Source organism: Nitratireductor lacus (genome assembly GCF_056431025.1).
In genome coordinates this window covers 1-16,210 of record NZ_JBWKMB010000009.1, presented here as the reverse complement: position 1 = coordinate 16,210, position 16,210 = coordinate 1, and the positions used below count along the sequence as shown (strand labels likewise).

The 16,210-nt window shown below is 63.1% G+C and carries 15 protein-coding genes; 2 read left to right on the top strand and 13 right to left on the bottom strand.

The window, feature by feature from the left end:
- Position 1: 1 nt before the first annotated feature.
- The 7 genes from AC07E3_RS09155 to AC07E3_RS09125 form a co-directional block, all read right to left on the bottom strand.
- Positions 2–637, bottom strand: coding sequence for a MarC family protein (locus AC07E3_RS09155; RefSeq protein ID WP_065818016.1), 636 nt, complete (start codon positions 635–637; stop codon positions 2–4).
- Between the two features lie 121 nt (positions 638–758).
- Entirely contained in the window at positions 759–1,574 is an 816-nt protein-coding gene (iolB, locus tag AC07E3_RS09150; protein WP_478361358.1) for a 5-deoxy-glucuronate isomerase, read from the bottom strand.
- A gap of 10 nt (positions 1,575–1,584) precedes the next feature.
- Entirely contained in the window at positions 1,585–1,785 is a 201-nt protein-coding gene (locus AC07E3_RS09145) for a DUF3329 domain-containing protein (protein WP_336071390.1), read from the bottom strand.
- Positions 1,782–2,690, bottom strand: a complete 909-nt coding sequence (gene iolE, locus AC07E3_RS09140) for a myo-inosose-2 dehydratase (protein WP_478361356.1) — start codon at positions 2,688–2,690, stop codon at positions 1,782–1,784. Before iolE ends, AC07E3_RS09145 begins: the two co-directional genes overlap by 4 nt.
- Positions 2,691–4,514, bottom strand: a complete 1,824-nt coding sequence (gene iolD, locus AC07E3_RS09135; protein WP_478361354.1) for a 3D-(3,5/4)-trihydroxycyclohexane-1,2-dione acylhydrolase (decyclizing) — start codon at positions 4,512–4,514, stop codon at positions 2,691–2,693.
- On the bottom strand, positions 4,511–6,433 hold the full coding sequence (locus AC07E3_RS09130; protein WP_478361352.1) for a bifunctional 5-dehydro-2-deoxygluconokinase/5-dehydro-2-deoxyphosphogluconate aldolase: 1,923 nt from the start codon (positions 6,431–6,433) through the stop codon (positions 4,511–4,513). The genes iolD and AC07E3_RS09130 overlap by 4 nt, the downstream gene beginning before the upstream one ends.
- Positions 6,434–6,578: 145 nt before the next feature.
- On the bottom strand, positions 6,579–7,391 hold the full coding sequence (locus AC07E3_RS09125) for a MurR/RpiR family transcriptional regulator (protein WP_478361350.1): 813 nt from the start codon (positions 7,389–7,391) through the stop codon (positions 6,579–6,581).
- 89 nt (positions 7,392–7,480) lie between these two features.
- Between AC07E3_RS09125 and AC07E3_RS09120 the strand changes: the two genes are divergently transcribed.
- On the top strand, positions 7,481–8,599 hold the full coding sequence (locus AC07E3_RS09120) for a Gfo/Idh/MocA family protein (RefSeq protein ID WP_478361348.1): 1,119 nt from the start codon (positions 7,481–7,483) through the stop codon (positions 8,597–8,599).
- Between the two features lie 145 nt (positions 8,600–8,744).
- On the top strand, positions 8,745–9,131 hold the full coding sequence (locus AC07E3_RS09115; protein ID WP_336071395.1) for a hypothetical protein: 387 nt from the start codon (positions 8,745–8,747) through the stop codon (positions 9,129–9,131).
- A 9-nt stretch (positions 9,132–9,140) separates the two neighbouring features.
- Here the strand turns inward: AC07E3_RS09115 and AC07E3_RS09110 are convergent, their stop codons facing one another.
- The 6 genes from AC07E3_RS09110 to AC07E3_RS09085 all read right to left on the bottom strand — a co-directional run bounded on the left by AC07E3_RS09110 (position 9,141) and on the right by AC07E3_RS09085 (position 15,892).
- Positions 9,141–9,836 carry a GntR family transcriptional regulator gene (locus tag AC07E3_RS09110; protein ID WP_478361346.1) on the bottom strand — a complete coding sequence of 232 codons (696 nt, stop codon included), beginning with the start codon at positions 9,834–9,836 and terminating at the stop codon, positions 9,141–9,143.
- A 4-nt stretch (positions 9,837–9,840) separates the two neighbouring features.
- Positions 9,841–10,770 (bottom strand): ABC transporter permease, encoded by a 930-nt coding sequence (locus tag AC07E3_RS09105; protein ID WP_336071397.1) that lies wholly within the window; start codon positions 10,768–10,770, stop codon positions 9,841–9,843.
- Positions 10,767–12,284, bottom strand: coding sequence for a sugar ABC transporter ATP-binding protein (locus AC07E3_RS09100; protein ID WP_478361344.1), 1,518 nt, complete (start codon positions 12,282–12,284; stop codon positions 10,767–10,769). The genes AC07E3_RS09105 and AC07E3_RS09100 overlap by 4 nt, the downstream gene beginning before the upstream one ends.
- An 11-nt stretch (positions 12,285–12,295) precedes the next feature.
- Entirely contained in the window at positions 12,296–13,210 is a 915-nt protein-coding gene (locus tag AC07E3_RS09095; RefSeq protein WP_478361342.1) for a sugar ABC transporter substrate-binding protein, read from the bottom strand.
- A 40-nt stretch (positions 13,211–13,250) separates the two neighbouring features.
- Positions 13,251–14,714 carry a xylulokinase gene (locus AC07E3_RS09090; RefSeq protein WP_478361340.1) on the bottom strand — a complete coding sequence of 488 codons (1,464 nt, stop codon included), beginning with the start codon at positions 14,712–14,714 and terminating at the stop codon, positions 13,251–13,253.
- A gap of 194 nt (positions 14,715–14,908) precedes the next feature.
- Positions 14,909–15,892: a helix-turn-helix transcriptional regulator gene (locus AC07E3_RS09085; RefSeq protein WP_478361338.1), complete on the bottom strand. Its 984-nt coding sequence runs from the start codon at positions 15,890–15,892 to the stop codon at positions 14,909–14,911.
- Between the last annotated feature and the right edge of the window lie 318 nt (positions 15,893–16,210).

The following is a 16,210-nucleotide window of genomic DNA, read 5'->3' as shown; positions in this document are numbered from 1 at the left end:
TTTATGAGGCCAGTCCCGGCAACACGGCTTTCACGCCAGCGACGATCATCTCGACCGCGATGGCGAGCAGGATCATGCCCATGAGCCGCGTGGTGATGACGCGCATGGTCTCGCTCAACACGCGTCCGATCCCGGATGCGAAGAAGAGGACGACGAACAGGATCGCAAGGATGACGGCAACCACGGCGCCAATGGCCAGGGTCGCCTCAAACCCGCCGGCGTGTCCCGTGTAGATGATCAGCGTTGCGATGGTGCCGGGGCCGACGATCATCGGAAAGGTGATCGGATAGAATGCGAGCCCCGACAGATCACCCATGTGATCCTTTTCCCGGTCGGTGCCATGGTGGGAAGAAAAGCCGCTCCCGTTCAGCATCGACCAGGCAATGTGGGCGAGAACGACACCGCCGGCCACACGAAACTCGTCCACCGTTATGCCGAAGAAGCTGATGATCGCCTGCCCCGCGAACAGGATAACCGCGCACATGATGGCGGAGAAAATGGCAATCCTGAACGCCAGAACCCGCTGCTGCTGCACCGTGAAGCCCGCCGTCAGGGCCAGAAAGATCGGCAGGTTCACGAATGGGTTCATGATGGCGAAAAATGCGCCGAACGCCTTGGTCAGTTCCGTATAGTCCATGCCCCTCCCCAGACCTCGTTCGCACGCCATTGCCGCGAATGGCGGGTGCGACTCAGCACACTGCGGGGCAGTATGGCATCAACCTTTCGCGGGAGCGACGCCCGGAGCACCTGATTTGTAATCAGCCGGCTTTTGCATCCCGCTGGAATATCCAGTCATGATCCGGGTGGTTCGCGAAGCGCCATTTGCGCAAGGGACCGGCCATCACGTTGAGATAATACATCTCATAGCCATAGGGCGCGCCACAGGGATGGTGCCCCTTCGGCACCAGAACCACATCGTGGTCGCTGACGGCCATGGTCTCGTCCAGTTCGCCATCCTCGGTGAATACCCGCTGGAAGCCGAAGCCCTGAGCCGGGTTGAGCCGGTGGTAATAGGTTTCTTCCAGATAGGTCATGTTCGGGAAATCGTCCTCGTCATGACGGTGCGGCGGATAGGACGACCAGTTGCCCTGCGGGGTATAGACTTCGGTGACGAGCAGGCTGTCGGCCACGTCGCGGCCTTCCATGGCGATGTTGTGAATGAAGCGCGTGTTGGCGCCCCTGCCGCGCTCTTCAAGATTGATGCCGGCGGGGCCGATCACCTGCGCCTCATGACCGCCCCTGCCGGGCGCGGTGCAGACAGCGAGCGTGCAGTCCGTCGTGGCTTTGACCTGCCATTCAGCGCCATTGGGGATGTAGACCGCGTGGGGCGGCAGACGCTCGAAGACATTCATGCGCTCGCCCAGTTCGCCGAAATCCCTGCCTGCGCCGGAAATCTCCGCCTTGCCCTCGACCAGAACGAGAATTGACTCGCGGTCCCCGGTCGCCTCGGAGGCCGTTTCACCTGCCTTCAGACGGTAGAGACCGAAGCCGACATAGCCCCAGCCCGCCGATTCCGGTGTGATGTCATGCACCTTGCCGGTGGTGCCTGCGGGTTTGACCAGAAGATCGGACACGGTGCTTACCTCATTCGTTTTCGGTGTCGCCGGGTGTGAAAGTGTAGAGCAGCGACCAGGCCGCATAGACACCCGCGGCGGTGAACAGAATGCCCCAGAACGGCGCGCCGGAGACAAACTCGAACAGCCCCCAGCCAAGACAGACCGCCACCACGGCCACCCGCCGCCAGAGAGGCCGGAAGAAGGGGTGGCGGGGGTCGAGAAAATTCATGCGGCATCATCCCGGACAAGACCGGCTGCATGCGCTGCCTGCCTGAGCGCCTTCAGCCCCATGGACTGATATGTCACCGGATCGGCCTTGAGCGGGTCCTGTTCTGCTTCGATGACAAGCCAGCCATCATAACCCTTCCGGGCAAGCACGCTCAGGACAGGCTCGAACGCTATGCCGCCCTCCGGATCGCCTGGAACAGTGAAGACACCGCGCCGCACACCGGCAAGGAAGGAGAGTTTCTCCTTCTCCACTTCGCTGCGAACTGCCGGGCGGACATTCTTGGCATGGAAATGGGACACCCGGTCGCCATAGGTCTCGGCAAGTTCCACCGGGTCGGACCCGCCAAACCAGGCATGGCCGGTATCGAGCAGGAGACGCGTTGCCGGACCTGTGCCATCCATCAGGCGACCGATCTCCTCGCGGTTTTCGACCACGGTTCCCATATGGTGATGATAGACCAGTGCAATGCCCTGCCCCGCACAATATTCGGCAATCGCCTCCACACCGGCACAGAAGGCCGGCCAGCGCTCATCCTCAAGGCGGGGACGGTCTGCGAGCGCCACGGCGTCATCGCCATGAACGGCGTTCGACGTCTCGCAGACGATGCACACTTTGCAGCCATTCGCTTTCAGCATGTCGAGATGCGGCTGGATCGCCTTCTTCTCGGTCTCGATGTCGTTGACCAGCAGATTGAGCGAATGCCAGCCGGAAACGAAGACGAGGCCGTGCCCGGCCAGAACCGCTTTCAGCGTCTCGCCATCCGAGGGCATTTTGTGCCCCTTTTCGATGCCGTCGAAGCCGATGGACCCCGCCTCGGCCAGACACTGTTCGAGGGAAATATGCGCGCCGAGGGTCTGGTCGTCATCGTTTGACCAGGCGATGGGATTGGTGCCGAAGCGGATCATTCAGGTTCTTTCTTTCAACGCATTTTCATAGGCTTTGCGGGCAGCATTGACCTCGTTCCGGTCCGAGACCTCGGGCACGGCGACATCCCACCAGTAGCCGCCGGCTTCAGTGGTGGGATAGGGGTCCGTATCGATCACGACGACAAAGGGCCCTTTCGCGGCACGCGCCTCGGCAAGGGCCGTCTCGAGCTCCGCTATGGACCCGGCCTTGCGCGCATCAGCCCCCATGGAAGCGGCATGAGCGACGAAGTCGATATGCGACGGATTCACATGGTGTGTATGGTCGAGCAGATTGTTGAACTCGGCTCCGCCGGTGCCCATCTGCAGCCGGTTGATGCAGCCGAAGCCGCGATTGTCGGTGATGACAACGGTGATCTTGACGCCCATCGAAACGGCAGTGGCGAGTTCCGAATTCATCATCATGTAGGAGCCATCGCCCAGCATAACGATCACATCGCGCTCAGGATCTGCCATCTTGATGCCCAGCCCGCCGGCGATCTCATAGCCCATGCAGGAATAGCCATATTCCATGTGATAGGAGCCGGGTCGCCCGGCCTTCCACAGCTTGTGCAGCTCACCGGGCATGGTGCCGGCCGCGCACATGACCACCGTGTTCTCTCGCGCCGCGCGCTGCACCGCGCCGATCACCTGCATGTCGGTGGACAGCGCGTTTTCGTCCACCGCAGGTGCTTCCGTCACCGCATCGGCGGCCCTGAACCAGTCTTCCTTCAGTACCGGCGACGGTGCCTCCGCTTTCCAGCTGCCAAGGCCTGCAGACAGGAGCTTCAGACCCACATCTGCATCGGCGATCAGCGCCTGCGCATCGTGCTTGGTTCCGTCATGGGGCTGGACGTTGAGTGCGAGGATGCGGCGTTTTTTCCTGAACAGCGCCCAGGAGCCGGTGGTGAAATCCTGAAACCGCGTGCCGACACCGAAAACAAGATCCGCCTCTTCGCAGATTGCATTGGCGCTGGCCGAACCCGTGACCCCGACCGGGCCGAGATTGAGTGGATGGTCCCACGGAAGCGCTGATTTGCCCGCCTGCGTTTCCACGACCGGGATGGCGTGTTTTTCCGCGAAGGCTTTCAGCGTAGCACACGCATCGGCATAGTGAACGCCACCGCCCGCAACGATAACCGGTCGGCTTGCCGCGCGAATGGCTTCGATGGCATCAGCCAGTTCATTCTCGTCGGGCTGCGGCCTGCGGCGACGCCAGATGCGTTCGTCGAAAAAGCTCTCTGGCCAGTCATAGGCCTCGGCCTGCACGTCCTGGCAGAAGGCCAGCGTGACCGGGCCGCAATCGGCCGGATCGGTCATGACGCGGAAGGCGCGCGGCAACGCGGTCAGAAGCTGCTCAGGCCGGGTGATACGGTCGAAATAGCGCGAAACAGGCCTGAAACAGTCATTGGCGCTCACCGTGCCATCGCCAAAATCTTCCACCTGCTGCAACACCGGATCGGGACCCCGATTGGCGAAGACATCGCCCGGCATCAGAAGCACGGGCAGACGGTTCACATGGGCGAGCGCCGCCGCCGTCACCATGTTCGTCGCACCAGGACCGATGGACGAGGTGACGGCCATGGCACGCCGCCGGCCAAGCTGCTTCGCATAGGCAATGGCCGCATGGGCCATGGACTGCTCATTGTGCCCGCGATAGGTGGTGAGCGTGTCGCGCGCCGCATGGAGCGCCTCGCCTATGCCGGCCACATTGCCGTGGCCGAAAATGGCCCACATGCCGGCTATGAAGGTCTCGCCATCCTCGTTCTTCTGGGCGGCGATATAGCGGATCGCCGCCTGTGCGGCCGTCAGCCTGACTGTCTTCATGCCGCCTCTCCCTTTCTTGCCCGCGCGCGCGCCCGATCCCAGACAGCGCAGAGGTTTGCATAATTCTCCGTCATTTCCGCGATGGCCGTCCGGTCATCGATCGCGCCGGAGAGCCAGCGCCGCGCCGCATCCGCAAAGATCGTGCGCCCGACGGCAAAACCCTTGACCAGATCGAAGGAAGCGGCAACCGCAAAACTGTCTTCAAGTTCCTTTGCCGGCGCATCAAGTCCAAGCACGACAATACCGCGTGTGTATGGGTCGTTGCGTCTGATTGCATCGCAGGCGTTCTGCCAAGCCGCGCGCGATGTCATCGGTTCCAGCTTCCACCAGTCGGGGAAAACGCCGATCTCGTAAAAGCGTTCAATGACCCTGGCCGCCGTGTCATCGTCGCAGGCCGCGACCTTGGACGGTATGATCTCGAGCAGCATCTCCAGCCGGTTGCGGCGGCTTGCGGCGAAAAGGCGCCTGACAGTGGCCTCCTGCTCTTCCCGCATCTCCGGCTCATCATCCGGGTGGTAGAAGCACAGAACCTTGACGACGTTTTCCAGAGGCCACTCGCCAAGGCCGCCGTAATCCGGCCCTATGGCAGGCTCCAGCGTGAGCGGGCGCGAGCCAGGCCATTCGACCGGACGGCCGATCCACAGCCCTGAACCGGAGGCGGCGTAGAGCGCATCCCGGCCAAGCCTGCCATCGCACAGAATTCCGTATCCATGACGACCGTCGGCCACCGCCTTCGCCGCCGCAAGGCACAGTTTCTTGAAGTCTCCAATGCGCTCGTGAGGGACGCCCGCCTCGTCGGCCATGGCCTCCAGTTGCATGCGGTGATCGAAGGCGAAGACGCGCATCTGCGACCAGTCGCCATGCCGCGTCGTCGCCCAGTGCACCTGCTCGAGCGCGGTGTCTTTGCGCAGCGCCGTCTCGCGGATGCCAGTGCGGAAGAAATGCTTCAGCTCCTCGAAGGAGGGATACGCCGGCGTGCAGCCGTGACGGGAGACCGCGAAGGCGCCGCAGGCGTTGGCGTATTTCAGCGTGGTCTGCCAGTTCTCACCCGAGAGCCAGCCCTTGAGAAGGCCGGACATGAAACCGTCGCCCGCGCCAAGCACGTTGAACACCTCGATCGGGAATCCTTCGCCCGCTTCACCCTCGTCAAGCGTGCCGGGAATTGCGCCTGTAAAGGCGGACGCGCCCATCGGTCCCCGCTTGCAGACAAGAACGGCGTCGGTCAGCGCGCGCACGGTCCTTAGTGCCTCCATCGTGTCGGTCGAACCGCCGGCAATGTGGAATTCCTCTTCCGTGCCGACGATGAGATCGAACAAGGGCAGAGTGGATTGCAGCTTGGCGGTGACGTGTTCGGACTCAATGAAGCGGCTTTCGCCTGCACCGTGACCGGCAAGTCCCCAGAGGTTGGGGCGATAGTCAATGTCGAGCGCTGTCAGCGCGCCATGTTCGCGGGCAAGCCGCAGCGCCTTCAGAACGGCAGCCTCGGTGCGCGGATGAGAGAGATGTGTGCCGGTCGCGCACACACAGCGTGCCTCGGCAATGAAATCCGGGTCGATGTCTTCCTCGCCAAGCGCCATGTCGGCACAGTTCTCACGATAGAAAATCAGCGGAAACTGCTCCTGATCGCGGATGCCGAGAAGCACAAGCGCGGTCAGGCGCTCGGGGTCGGTGACGACGCCGCGCGTGTCCACGCCCTCGCGCTGCAGTTCCTCGCGGATGAAGCGTCCCATATGCTCGTCGCCGACGCGCGTGATCAGGGCCGACTTCAGCCCGAGCCGCGCCGTACCGGCAGCAATATTGGTGGGCGAACCACCAATATATTTGTTAAAGGAGCCCATGTCCTCCAGCCGGCCACCGACTTGCGCGCCATAAAGATCGACCGAGGACCGGCCGATGGTGATGAGGTCGAGGGACTTCATCGCTGTCTCCTCCATGCGTTCCTGCTGCGCTGTGCTCCCACCCGGCAACAGGGGGGCGATGGTTTGCCGGGAACGGCATTCCATCGATCTCGATAATGGAAGATATGTTCTATTTTTATCGCAAAATCAACATCAGAATTCCATTTTACGGTGCGGAGGCTCCAACAGCGACCACGAGAGCAACGGCAAGGGAGAGCGTTGCGGAAAGCGACCGGAAATCACCGAAATCGGCCTCGGTAACCGTCAGCATGAGAGGCGTGATGGGCCGAAGCGGGCTGGCAATGGCATCTGTAATGGCGATTACCTCAGCGCCTGCGGCCCGTGCAGCCTCGGCCAGTTCGACGGTCTCGGGCGTGTAGGGTGCAAACGTGATGGCGATGACTGCGTCGCCCTTGCGGATGGCATGACGATTGTCGAGCCGGCCGACATGATCGTGGATCATCGTCGGCACGTTCATCTTCTCGAAGGCATAGGCGAAATAGGCCGCGACGGAAAAGGCGCGGCGTAAACCGACGATGTGCACCATGTTTGCCTGCGAAAGCGCCCGGATGGACGCATCGAGCGTATCCGGATCGATGGTTTTGGCCAGGCTTTCGAGCGAAAGGCGCCCCGCTTCGATGAACTCGGCAAGGAGCGCCGAGGCACTGCCGGCCCCGCTCTCTCTCAGCTTTTCGAGTCGCGTTGGATAATCAGGCCAGTTCTGTGCATAGGAATCGCGGAAAAGACGCTGCATCTGCGAGAAGCCGGAGAAACCGAGCACCTGGCAGAACCGCATGAAAGCCGATGGCTTGACCCCGGCGCCCTCCGCCATTTCCGCCACCGTCGACACCGCGATGCGGTCGGGATTTGCCGCCACATAGTCGGCGCACTGTTTCAAACGCTTGGGCAGGCCGTCTGAAACCTCCAGCATTCGGTCGAGCAATTCCTCGATGGTCTGCGGTGCGGAAAGCTCTGACATGCCAATTCTCTCTTTCTTTCGCTTGACAGCGTGACTTCAACGATCTTACGCAATTGGAATAAAAATTCCAGTGGTAGAGGATAATTTCCATGCGCGATATCGGCGTCGGCCTGATCGGGACGGGTTTCATGGGCAAGGCTCACGCACTCGCCTTTCGAGCCGCAAGGGCGGTGCTGGGAGACGTGCCGACCGCACGACTGGAAATTCTGTGTGACACGCCCGCGGAGCGCGCCGAACAGATGGCGGCGCAATTCGGTTTCGCACGCGCCACGGATGACTGGCGCGCGCTGGTGAACGACCCGGGCGTGGAGATCGTTTCCATCACCACGCCCAATCGCATGCATTGCGAGATGGCGCTGGCAGCTATTGAAGCCGGCAAACATGTTTACTGCGAGAAGCCAATGGGCCTGACCCTGGACGAGGCCCGCTCGATGGCTGAAGCGGCCGGCAGGGCCGGCGTGAAAACCATGGTCGGCTACAACTACATCAAGAATCCGGCTTTCGAGCACGCCCGCGAACTGATTGCCAGGGGTGCCATCGGAACGCCGGTGCATTTTCGCGGGTTTGTGGACGAGGATTATCAGGCCGATCCGGAACTCGCATGGACATGGCGGGCACGCATCGATGAGGCGGGGCTCGGTGCCCTGGGTGACCTTGGCTGCCACCTTGTGTCCATGGCTTACGGGCTGATGGGGCCGGTGGAAAGCCTGATCGCCGACATGCAGACGATCCACGAAACACGCCCTATGCCCGATGGAAGCGGACGTGGAACGGTGGAAAATGAAGACGTCGCTTCGGCACTGGTGCGCTTTGCGAACGGTGCGCAGGGTGTGCTTTCCACCTCACGCTCCGCCTGGGGCCGGAAAAACAGGCTCGGCTTCGAGGTGCACGGAACCAAAGGCATGATCGCTTTCGAGCAGGAGCGCATGAACGAACTGCAGCTTTACCAAAACGAGGGCCCGGCCGCTGAACAGGGCTTTCGGACGATCCTCACCGGGCCGGCGCACGGGGCCTACGCGGCATTCTGCCCTGCGCCCGGTCATCAGCTCGGTTTCAACGAACTCAAGGTTCTGGAGGCAGGTGCATTCCTGCGAGAAATCGCCGGCGGTGAGAAGGTCGGTCCCGATTTCGCGGACGCGCTGGAATTCGAGAAGGTCATTCACGCCATCGCTGCTTCTGCGCGCGAGGGGCAGCGTGTGACAGTGTAGAGGCAGGCACGGGTCCTCTCAATGCCGCCCCAACCGGTGGCCGGATTTGACCGCGTCAACAGAAATGGCGATTTCTCTGCTTGATCTTTGTCAAAGCAGGACCAGAATCACATCCATAGGGTGGTGGAGAACGAAAGGATCCAGCATGACCTCAGCTTCTGACCTCTCTCCCAAATTCCGGCATGTGCGGCTTGAGCTCGCCCGGGAGAAGGGACACCCCATGGGTGACCATGACGAAGGCTACGATCTCCTGGTCCCGCTTGATGTTGAAGGACATCTCGACGCTGCGGAATGGAAAAAGCATCAGGCGCAATGCCGCGTGCGGCGCTTCGAACCCAACGCGGAAGACAAGATTGGCCGCCTGCGCCGCAAACCCGGCGGGCAATGGTATTTCGACTATGAGGAGGGAGAACGCGACGATGAAATCGGCTTCCGCCTCGGTGAAGAACGATTTCGGCAGGGCGAGTATATCTCGATCTCCCGGCAGGGGCAGATGCACACGTTTCAGGTAAAACTCGTAGAGCGGCTTTAGGATCGGTCGCTAGAACCGGAAGAAGGAATCCTGCAGGGCCGAGTTGGAGTATTCGACGGCCCGGCCTTTGCCATCCACCACCACGCGCTGGACCCTGAGCAGGGGGGATGCCTTCGGGATCGACAGTGCCTCTGCCTCTTCTTCCGACGCCGACAGAAGCGAGACATGTTCTCGGGCGAGGAAGATTTCGCCCCCCAGCGCCGCGCGCAGCATGGTGTAAAGCGAGGTTTCCGCGAGGTTTGAAACGTCCAGCTTCTCAGCCAGCGCAGCCGGCAGGAGCGAGGTCTGATGAACGACTGGACGACCTTCCAGAAGACGCACACGGCGAATTTCGAACACCTCGCTTCCGAGCGGGACAGAAAGAGCGTGGGCGATGGAGAGACCCGCCTCGACATGCCCCGTCGAGATGAGGCGCGTTGACGGGCGAAAGCCCGCTTCGCGGGCAGCGGTGGGAAAATCCATCAGCTTTTCGCCGCTGCGCCCGATGGCGCGTTCGCGGTAGACGGTGCTGCGCCCCTGCCCTTTGGAGACAAAACCCTCGTGCTGCAGAAGCTCCAGCGCCTGCCGCACCGTGCGCCGCGAGACGGCATAGGCCGACGCCAGTGCATGTTCGGAGGGAAGCGGATCGCCATTGCGCCACAGGCCGCCAGTCAGCTCGCGGATGAGCCGGTTGGCGAGACGCTGATAGGCGCGGTCCGCTCCCATGCACTCAGGCCGTCCTGCCGCCGATGTTGCGCACCAGCACAGCGCCGATGATGATCAAGCCGGTGAAGATGTCCTGCAGGTAGTTCGGCACACCGAGAATGGTGAGACCGTTGGCGACCACGGCGATGATCGCCGCCCCCAGGAGCGTGCCGAGCGCATTGGCCTGCCCGTCGCGGAAGGCGGTCATGCCGAGGAAGACAGCCGCATAGGCCTGAAGCAGGAAACCGTTGCCGCCGGTCGGGTGGGCGCTGCCGAGGCGCGCCGTGAGAAGCAGGCCGGCAAGGGCTGCAAGTAGCGTGCAGAGGCCGAAGGCCCACACACTGTTGGGCACGATGCGCACACCGGTGAGCCGTGCCGCCTCACGGTTGCCGCCAATGGCGAGGATGCGGCGACCAAGCTCCGTGTGGTCGAGGATAAAGGCTGCAAACAGCGTCGCCGCGAGCGCCCAGAGGGTCAGAACGGGAATGCCGGCGAGATAGCCGCGCCCCAGATCGCGGAAGCCCACCGGAATGTTTCCGAAGAGCGTCGCGCCATCGCTGATCCAGTAGGTGATGCCGCCCACAATGGTGCCCATGGCAAGCGTGACGATGAAGCTCGGCATGCGATAGGTGGCAATCGCAAGCCCGCTGACCGCGCCGACGGCAAAGCCTGCAATGAGCGTGACCAGCATGACGGGCACGATGCCCCAGCCGGCGCCGAACAGCGTGACGGAAACGATGCCCGCCATGGAAACCACCGCGCCGACCGAAAGATCGAACTCCGACAGCGACATGACGAAGGTAGCGCCGAGCGCGACAATGGCGAGCAGCGACATCTGCTGGGTGATGTTGATGAGATTCGAACCCTTGGCGAAGGCCTCCGGCGAGAGCGCCGCAAAGAGGGCGACGATGGCCAGAAGGCCGATCAGGGTTCCGTAGCGGGCGGAAAAGCTCAAACTCGTGTCTCCGGCTTTGATGGCTGCGGCGGCGCATGGAAGGTGGCGTCGATGACGGACTGGCGCGTGACGGCGCTGTTGGGCGCATCGAGCGTGACAGCCCCCTGCGCCATGACGACGACGCGGCTTGCGAGCATCAGGAGTTCTTCAAGATCGCTGGTGGCGAAGAGAACGGCCGCACCCTCGCCTGCAAGGCGATTGCACAGCGCGTGGATTTCCGCCTTGGATCGCACATCCACGCCGCGCGTCGGCTCATCGAGCAGGAAGAGTTTCAGCGACGGATCGAACCAGCGGCCGATCATGATCTTCTGCTGATTGCCGCCCGACAGGGTGGATATGCGGTCACCGAGGCCGTCATATTTGACGCTGAGCCCTTCGAGTGCGGAGCGAACGCCCGCCCGCGCCCGCCTCCACGAGACAATGGGCAGTGACGAGACGGCGCGGTGGCGCTCCAGATGCGGCAGGACGGCATTGTCGAGAATGGAGTGATGCATGACGAGGCCGGTGTTGCGCCGGTCTTCGCAAACATAGGCAACGCCGGCGCGTTTGCGGCTCTCAATGCCCGAGGCCGGGAGCGGCGCACCTTCAAGCGCGATGTCGCCCTCAGCCACACCGCTTGCACCCCAGACGGCTTTCAGGAGACTGGAGCGGCCACTGCCGACCACGCCATAAAGACCCACGATTTCACCGGCGCGCACCGAAAGGTCGATAGGGGCGCGGACCGGGCTGACGCGGAATCCGGAAAGCTCCAGAACGGGGTCGCCCGGCGCGCGCGCATCGCCATGGCGCTCATGGCGAAACGCCTCGCCCGCCATGAGCGCGACGATCTCGTCGCGCGACGTCTCTGCGATCTTCCCGCTGCCCACGGACTGGCCATTGCGCAGCACCGTGTAATCATCGGCCAGCGCGAATACCTCGTCGAGCCGGTGCGACACGAAGATGATGGCGCGGCCCTGATCGGCCAGATCGCGCACGATGCGGCGCAGGACGGTCGCCTCCTCCTCGCTGAGCGAGGCGGTGGGTTCGTCGAGGATCAACACCCGCGCATCGTCCATCAGCGCGCGCAGGATTTCGACAATCTGGCACTTGGCGACCGAGAGGCGACCAACCGGCACGTCGATGTCGAGATCGAGCCTGTGGCGGTCACGCAGGGCCGCGAAGCGTGTGCGCATCGCCTTCCAGTCAACGCGGCCAAAACGGCGTGGATAGGCGCGGCCCACATAGGCGTTTTCATAGGCCGTGAAGCCCGGGACGAGATTGAGCTCCTGATGCACGGTGCGCAGACCGGCGGTTTCGGCAGTTCGGGGGCTGGCGGGTTCATAAGCCTTGCCTGAAAGCCTCATCGTTCCTGCATCGGCACGGTGCACGCCCGAAAGGCATTTGAGCAGGGTGGATTTTCCCGCCCCGTTCTCCCCCAGAAGAGCATGCACGCGGCCGGCGGCGACGTCGAGACGCACGCCATCGAGCGCCGTGACGCCGCCGAACCGTTTGGTGAGCCCTTCGATCTCAAGCATCGGTGCGGGTTTTACTCGCAGTTTGCGCCGAGCGTTTCGCGGTCGATCACCTTGGCCTCCACGAAGATTTCGCGGGAGGACGGTTCGCCGCCGCCCAGAACGGTTTCGATCTCACCGACTGCGGCGCTCGCGATGCCCGGAAAATCCTGCCGCACCGTGGCGGCCAGATTGGTGCACTGTTCAATGAGGTCAATCGCCTGCGGGTTGCCGTCAATGCCGGCGATCACGATGTCTGCATCGGGCATGTCGCTCTGGATGGCGAGCAGTGCGCCGACGGCGGGTTCATCCCAGGCGGCCCAGACGCCGTCGATCTCCTCGCCATACTGGCGAATGAAGGTCTCCATGGCCTGCCGTGCATTGTCGATGGGCCCCGGCACCTGCACGTAATGCGCGGCGATGACCTCGAAATCCGGATCCTTCTTCAACGCTTCATCCAGCGCCAGTTCACGCTGGCGAACGCCGGGATGCGCCGAGTGGAAGAATTTGACGATCTTGCCTTCGCCGCCCAGCGCCTCGAACAGATAGTCCGAGAGGATGGTGCCAAGCGCGAAATTGTCGGTGGTGATGTTGGCGGTCACGCCATCGGCAAGTGCGCCGTCCAGCACGAAAACGGGAATGTTCTTGCCGGCTGCGGCGGCAACCTGATCGCCGATCTGGTTGGGATCGACGCTGACCAGAACGATGGCGTCCGCGCCCGCATTGGTGACGTCCTCGACACGGCTTGCGAGCTGCTGAAAGTCGCCGCGCGTGTCGACCACATTGACCGTCCAGCCCTTCGCCTGCGATTCCTTCGCGAAGGTCTCGACCATTTCATTGGTGGCGACGGAGCTGAGATAGGGCGTCAGCACCGCGATGTCTTCGGCATTGGCTGCGGTTGCGTGAGCGAGAGCGGCCAGTGCGGCTGTGGTGAGAAGCAGGCGTTTCATCATTTCCTCCGATCCGTTGAACGGTTTTCGTTTCTTTCGTTTACGTCAGCAGGCGGGCCTGTTCCCGCGCGAAACGGGACGCCGCGAGATAAGCCTGATAGCGGCTGTCGCAGCGTTGGGCACGAGGGGCGTCATGGGTTGTATCCGGTGCGAGAACGGGCGGCGCATCCATGGCGGCAAGCGAGAGACCGGCCTTTGTGGCGATCATGCGCAGCGCGCCCAGCGCCGTCATCTCCTGACTTGCATCGGGAAAGGCGACCTCGCGGTTCAGAACACAGGCAAGCGTGCGCCGCTGCAGCGGCGTGCGGGCCGCACCGCCAATGACGGTGAGCGGCGACGGCGGCAGGCCGGCGGTTTCCAGATTGTGCCGGATGGCGAACGCCACGCCCTCAAGCACGGCGCGCGCCATCGCGCCCTTGCCATGGGTGCGGTCGAGGCCAAGGAATGCGCCGCGCACGCGCTGATCCTCGAATGGAGCGCGCTCGCCCGAGAGATAGGGCAGGAAGAGCGGCGCGGCGCGCGCATCGTCTGCCGTCGCAGCCGCTTCCAGCAGGGCTTCGACACGCTCGCCCGTGATTTCGGCCAGCCAGTCCATGGCCGCGCCCGCCGTCAGAAATGGCGAGATGATGATGGCGCGGTCGGGATGGACCGGATCGGCAAGCGTGTAGATGTCACGCGGGGGCGCGGCATCCTGCATGGTGAGCGTGGCCGCAACCCAGCCGGTGGTGCCGAGATAGGCGTAGGCCCGGCCCGGCTCGTCAGCGGCGGCGCCCCAGGTGGCGGCTGCGGCATCGCCCGCGCCATTGAACACAGGCGTGCCCGCAACAAGGCCGAGTTCTGCCGCAGCTTCCGCGCGCAGTAGACCGACGATCTCATCGGCCGGGAGTATTTCGGGCAGGCGCGACGCCTCGACACCGGCGGTGGCGAGCAGTTCGGCATCCCAGCACCGCTCCTCGATGTTCATCAGGCCGGTGGTGGAGGCAACGGTTGGATCGATCGCGGCGCGGCCTGTGAGCCTGAATGTGACGGCATCCTTCGCGCCGAAGAAGAAGCGGTGTTCGCCCGGAAGATCCGGCGCGAAACGGTCAAGCCGCATGAGCTTGAAGATCGTGTGCGCAGGGTCCGGACGGTTGCCGACGCGCTTTGCATAATCGCCCGGCAGGCGGGCTTCGAGCGCGGCAATCTCGTCTTCATCGAGGCGGCGGTCGGAATAGAGCGCGGCGGGCGCCAGCGCTTCGCCTTCGGGCGAGAGAACAATCAGGTTCTGCATGGAACCGGTGAAGACCAGCGCCGCGACATCCTGCCTGTGTGGCATGTCGATAAGAGCGCTGACCAGCGCGGCCCACCAGTCTGCCGGGTTCTGGGTCTGCGAACGGTCCGCACCGGAGGCGGTGGAGATCGCCGCCGAACGTGTGGCAAGCATTGCGCCGTCCTGCGAAAACAGAACGGCTTTCAGGGCCGAAGACCCGATATCGATTGCCAGAACAGCCCGGCTCAAAACCACCCTCCCTATCACGGAGCGGACAAAACAATGTTGCCCACCGTGTCGCCGCGCAAGCGCCTTTTTGCAAGGTCAGTTGCCGTTTTTTCCTGCGCGGTGATCCGTGAGTGCAGGTCTGGACGCGTCCCGTGTCAACGCCGGGGCAGCGCGTGGCTGCATTTCGCTTCCCGAATGGGACAGATGCTTCCGAAAATGCGTCAGGAAAGGGTTCTGGAGCGTGCGGGGCTGTGCCCGCAGTAACGCCGGAAGGTGGCGGCGAACCGTCCCGCATGGGCGTATCCGACGCGGGCGGCGATGGTGGCGACCGGCAGATCGCCATGCTCGAGCAGAAGCCGGGCATGTTCCATGCGGCGCATGGTGAGATAATCATGCGGGGAGAGCCCGGTGAACCGCCGCATTCCCGTGGTGAGCGTGCGCTGGGAGACATCAAGCCTCTCGCACAGCGTCGATACGGTGAGCGGCAGCGCGGCAGGGTCATCGAGCAGCGCCTTGAAGCTCAGCACATAATGCGGCAGCGGACCGGCGGCGGCGAGCGCCGAGGGCTCTGCCTCGCGGCAGGGCACATGGGCAAAGAGCGTTTCCAGCACCGCATTGACGAGCGGCATGGGCGATAGCGCCGTGCTGTCTGCGGCCTCGATCTCTTCGGCCACCATGAGCCCGAAGAGACGCGCCAGCCGCCGCCCGACCGGCGTGTCGAGGTCGATTTCCGGCTTGAAGAAAGGCGTGCGGCGCACCGGATCGCCCGTGTAACGCTGCCAGGCGCGCTCCACGAAATCGCGCTCCAGCCGCAGCATCACCTGCGTGGTGCCGGGCCGCCAGTTGGAGCGCACGAACGGGCCCGGCGAGAGGATCAACCCACGTCCGGGGCGCGAAGCGACACGGTCACGCCCGTAGAGAATGTCCACCCCGCCGGAGAGCGGGAACTCCAGCATGTAGAACGTGTCGAAGATGCCGGCCTCGATCTCGATGTCGGGGCCATAGCGCAGGAGGTTGAGGGACGCCCCCTCGCCCGCGACGGCATGGTGCCGAAAATCGAGCGCGGCTTCTCCGGACGGCATCAACAGGCGATGTGGCCTGTAGCGCGCGCCGATGGCGGCCTCGGCCTCGGCAATGTCGAGCGAATGCAGGCCGGGCACCCGGCCAAGCCTTTGCGACGCGTCGATGAGATCAGTCACCACCATGGCTGCGAGGATAACAGGACGATGGAACCTGTCTAGAAAAAGCTGGGCCGCGAAAGGGACAAGTCGCCTTTCATGTCGCGCGGGGCTCTTCGGTTTTCTGATTTATTTTCAATCCGCTAACTCATTATCACTTTCGAGACAGGTGTTTGACTTGTCCCGCCTGGCCATGCCTCAATCGGGAAAAGCGAAAAAGGGACGTTGCGCGTATGACTGCACCCATGGAACCCAATTCCTTCCGGATTGGCCCTGACGATGACGGCATGTTCGGCATCTTCGGTGGCCGGTTCGTTGCCGAAACGCTGATGCCGCTGATCCTCG

What these genes read in the sequence shown, in the direction of transcription:
- iolD (WP_478361354.1), bottom strand. Translation starts at nt 4,514, where the DNA reads ATGAAGACAGTCAGGCTGACGGCCGCACAGGCGGCGATCCGCTATATC.
- AC07E3_RS09100 (WP_478361344.1), bottom strand. Translation starts at nt 12,284, where the DNA reads ATGCTTGAGATCGAAGGGCTCACCAAACGGTTCGGCGGCGTCACGGCG.
- AC07E3_RS09085 (WP_478361338.1), bottom strand. Translation starts at nt 15,892, where the DNA reads ATGGTGGTGACTGATCTCATCGACGCGTCGCAAAGGCTTGGCCGGGTG.
- AC07E3_RS09125 (WP_478361350.1), bottom strand. Translation starts at nt 7,391, where the DNA reads ATGTCAGAGCTTTCCGCACCGCAGACCATCGAGGAATTGCTCGACCGA.
- AC07E3_RS09120 (WP_478361348.1), top strand. Translation starts at nt 7,481, where the DNA reads ATGCGCGATATCGGCGTCGGCCTGATCGGGACGGGTTTCATGGGCAAG.
- iolE (WP_478361356.1), bottom strand. Translation starts at nt 2,690, where the DNA reads ATGATCCGCTTCGGCACCAATCCCATCGCCTGGTCAAACGATGACGAC.
- AC07E3_RS09145 (WP_336071390.1), bottom strand. Translation starts at nt 1,785, where the DNA reads ATGAATTTTCTCGACCCCCGCCACCCCTTCTTCCGGCCTCTCTGGCGG.
- AC07E3_RS09115 (WP_336071395.1), top strand. Translation starts at nt 8,745, where the DNA reads ATGACCTCAGCTTCTGACCTCTCTCCCAAATTCCGGCATGTGCGGCTT.
- AC07E3_RS09110 (WP_478361346.1), bottom strand. Translation starts at nt 9,836, where the DNA reads ATGGGAGCGGACCGCGCCTATCAGCGTCTCGCCAACCGGCTCATCCGC.
- AC07E3_RS09095 (WP_478361342.1), bottom strand. Translation starts at nt 13,210, where the DNA reads ATGAAACGCCTGCTTCTCACCACAGCCGCACTGGCCGCTCTCGCTCAC.
- AC07E3_RS09155 (WP_065818016.1), bottom strand. Translation starts at nt 637, where the DNA reads ATGGACTATACGGAACTGACCAAGGCGTTCGGCGCATTTTTCGCCATC.
- AC07E3_RS09130 (WP_478361352.1), bottom strand. Translation starts at nt 6,433, where the DNA reads ATGAAGTCCCTCGACCTCATCACCATCGGCCGGTCCTCGGTCGATCTT.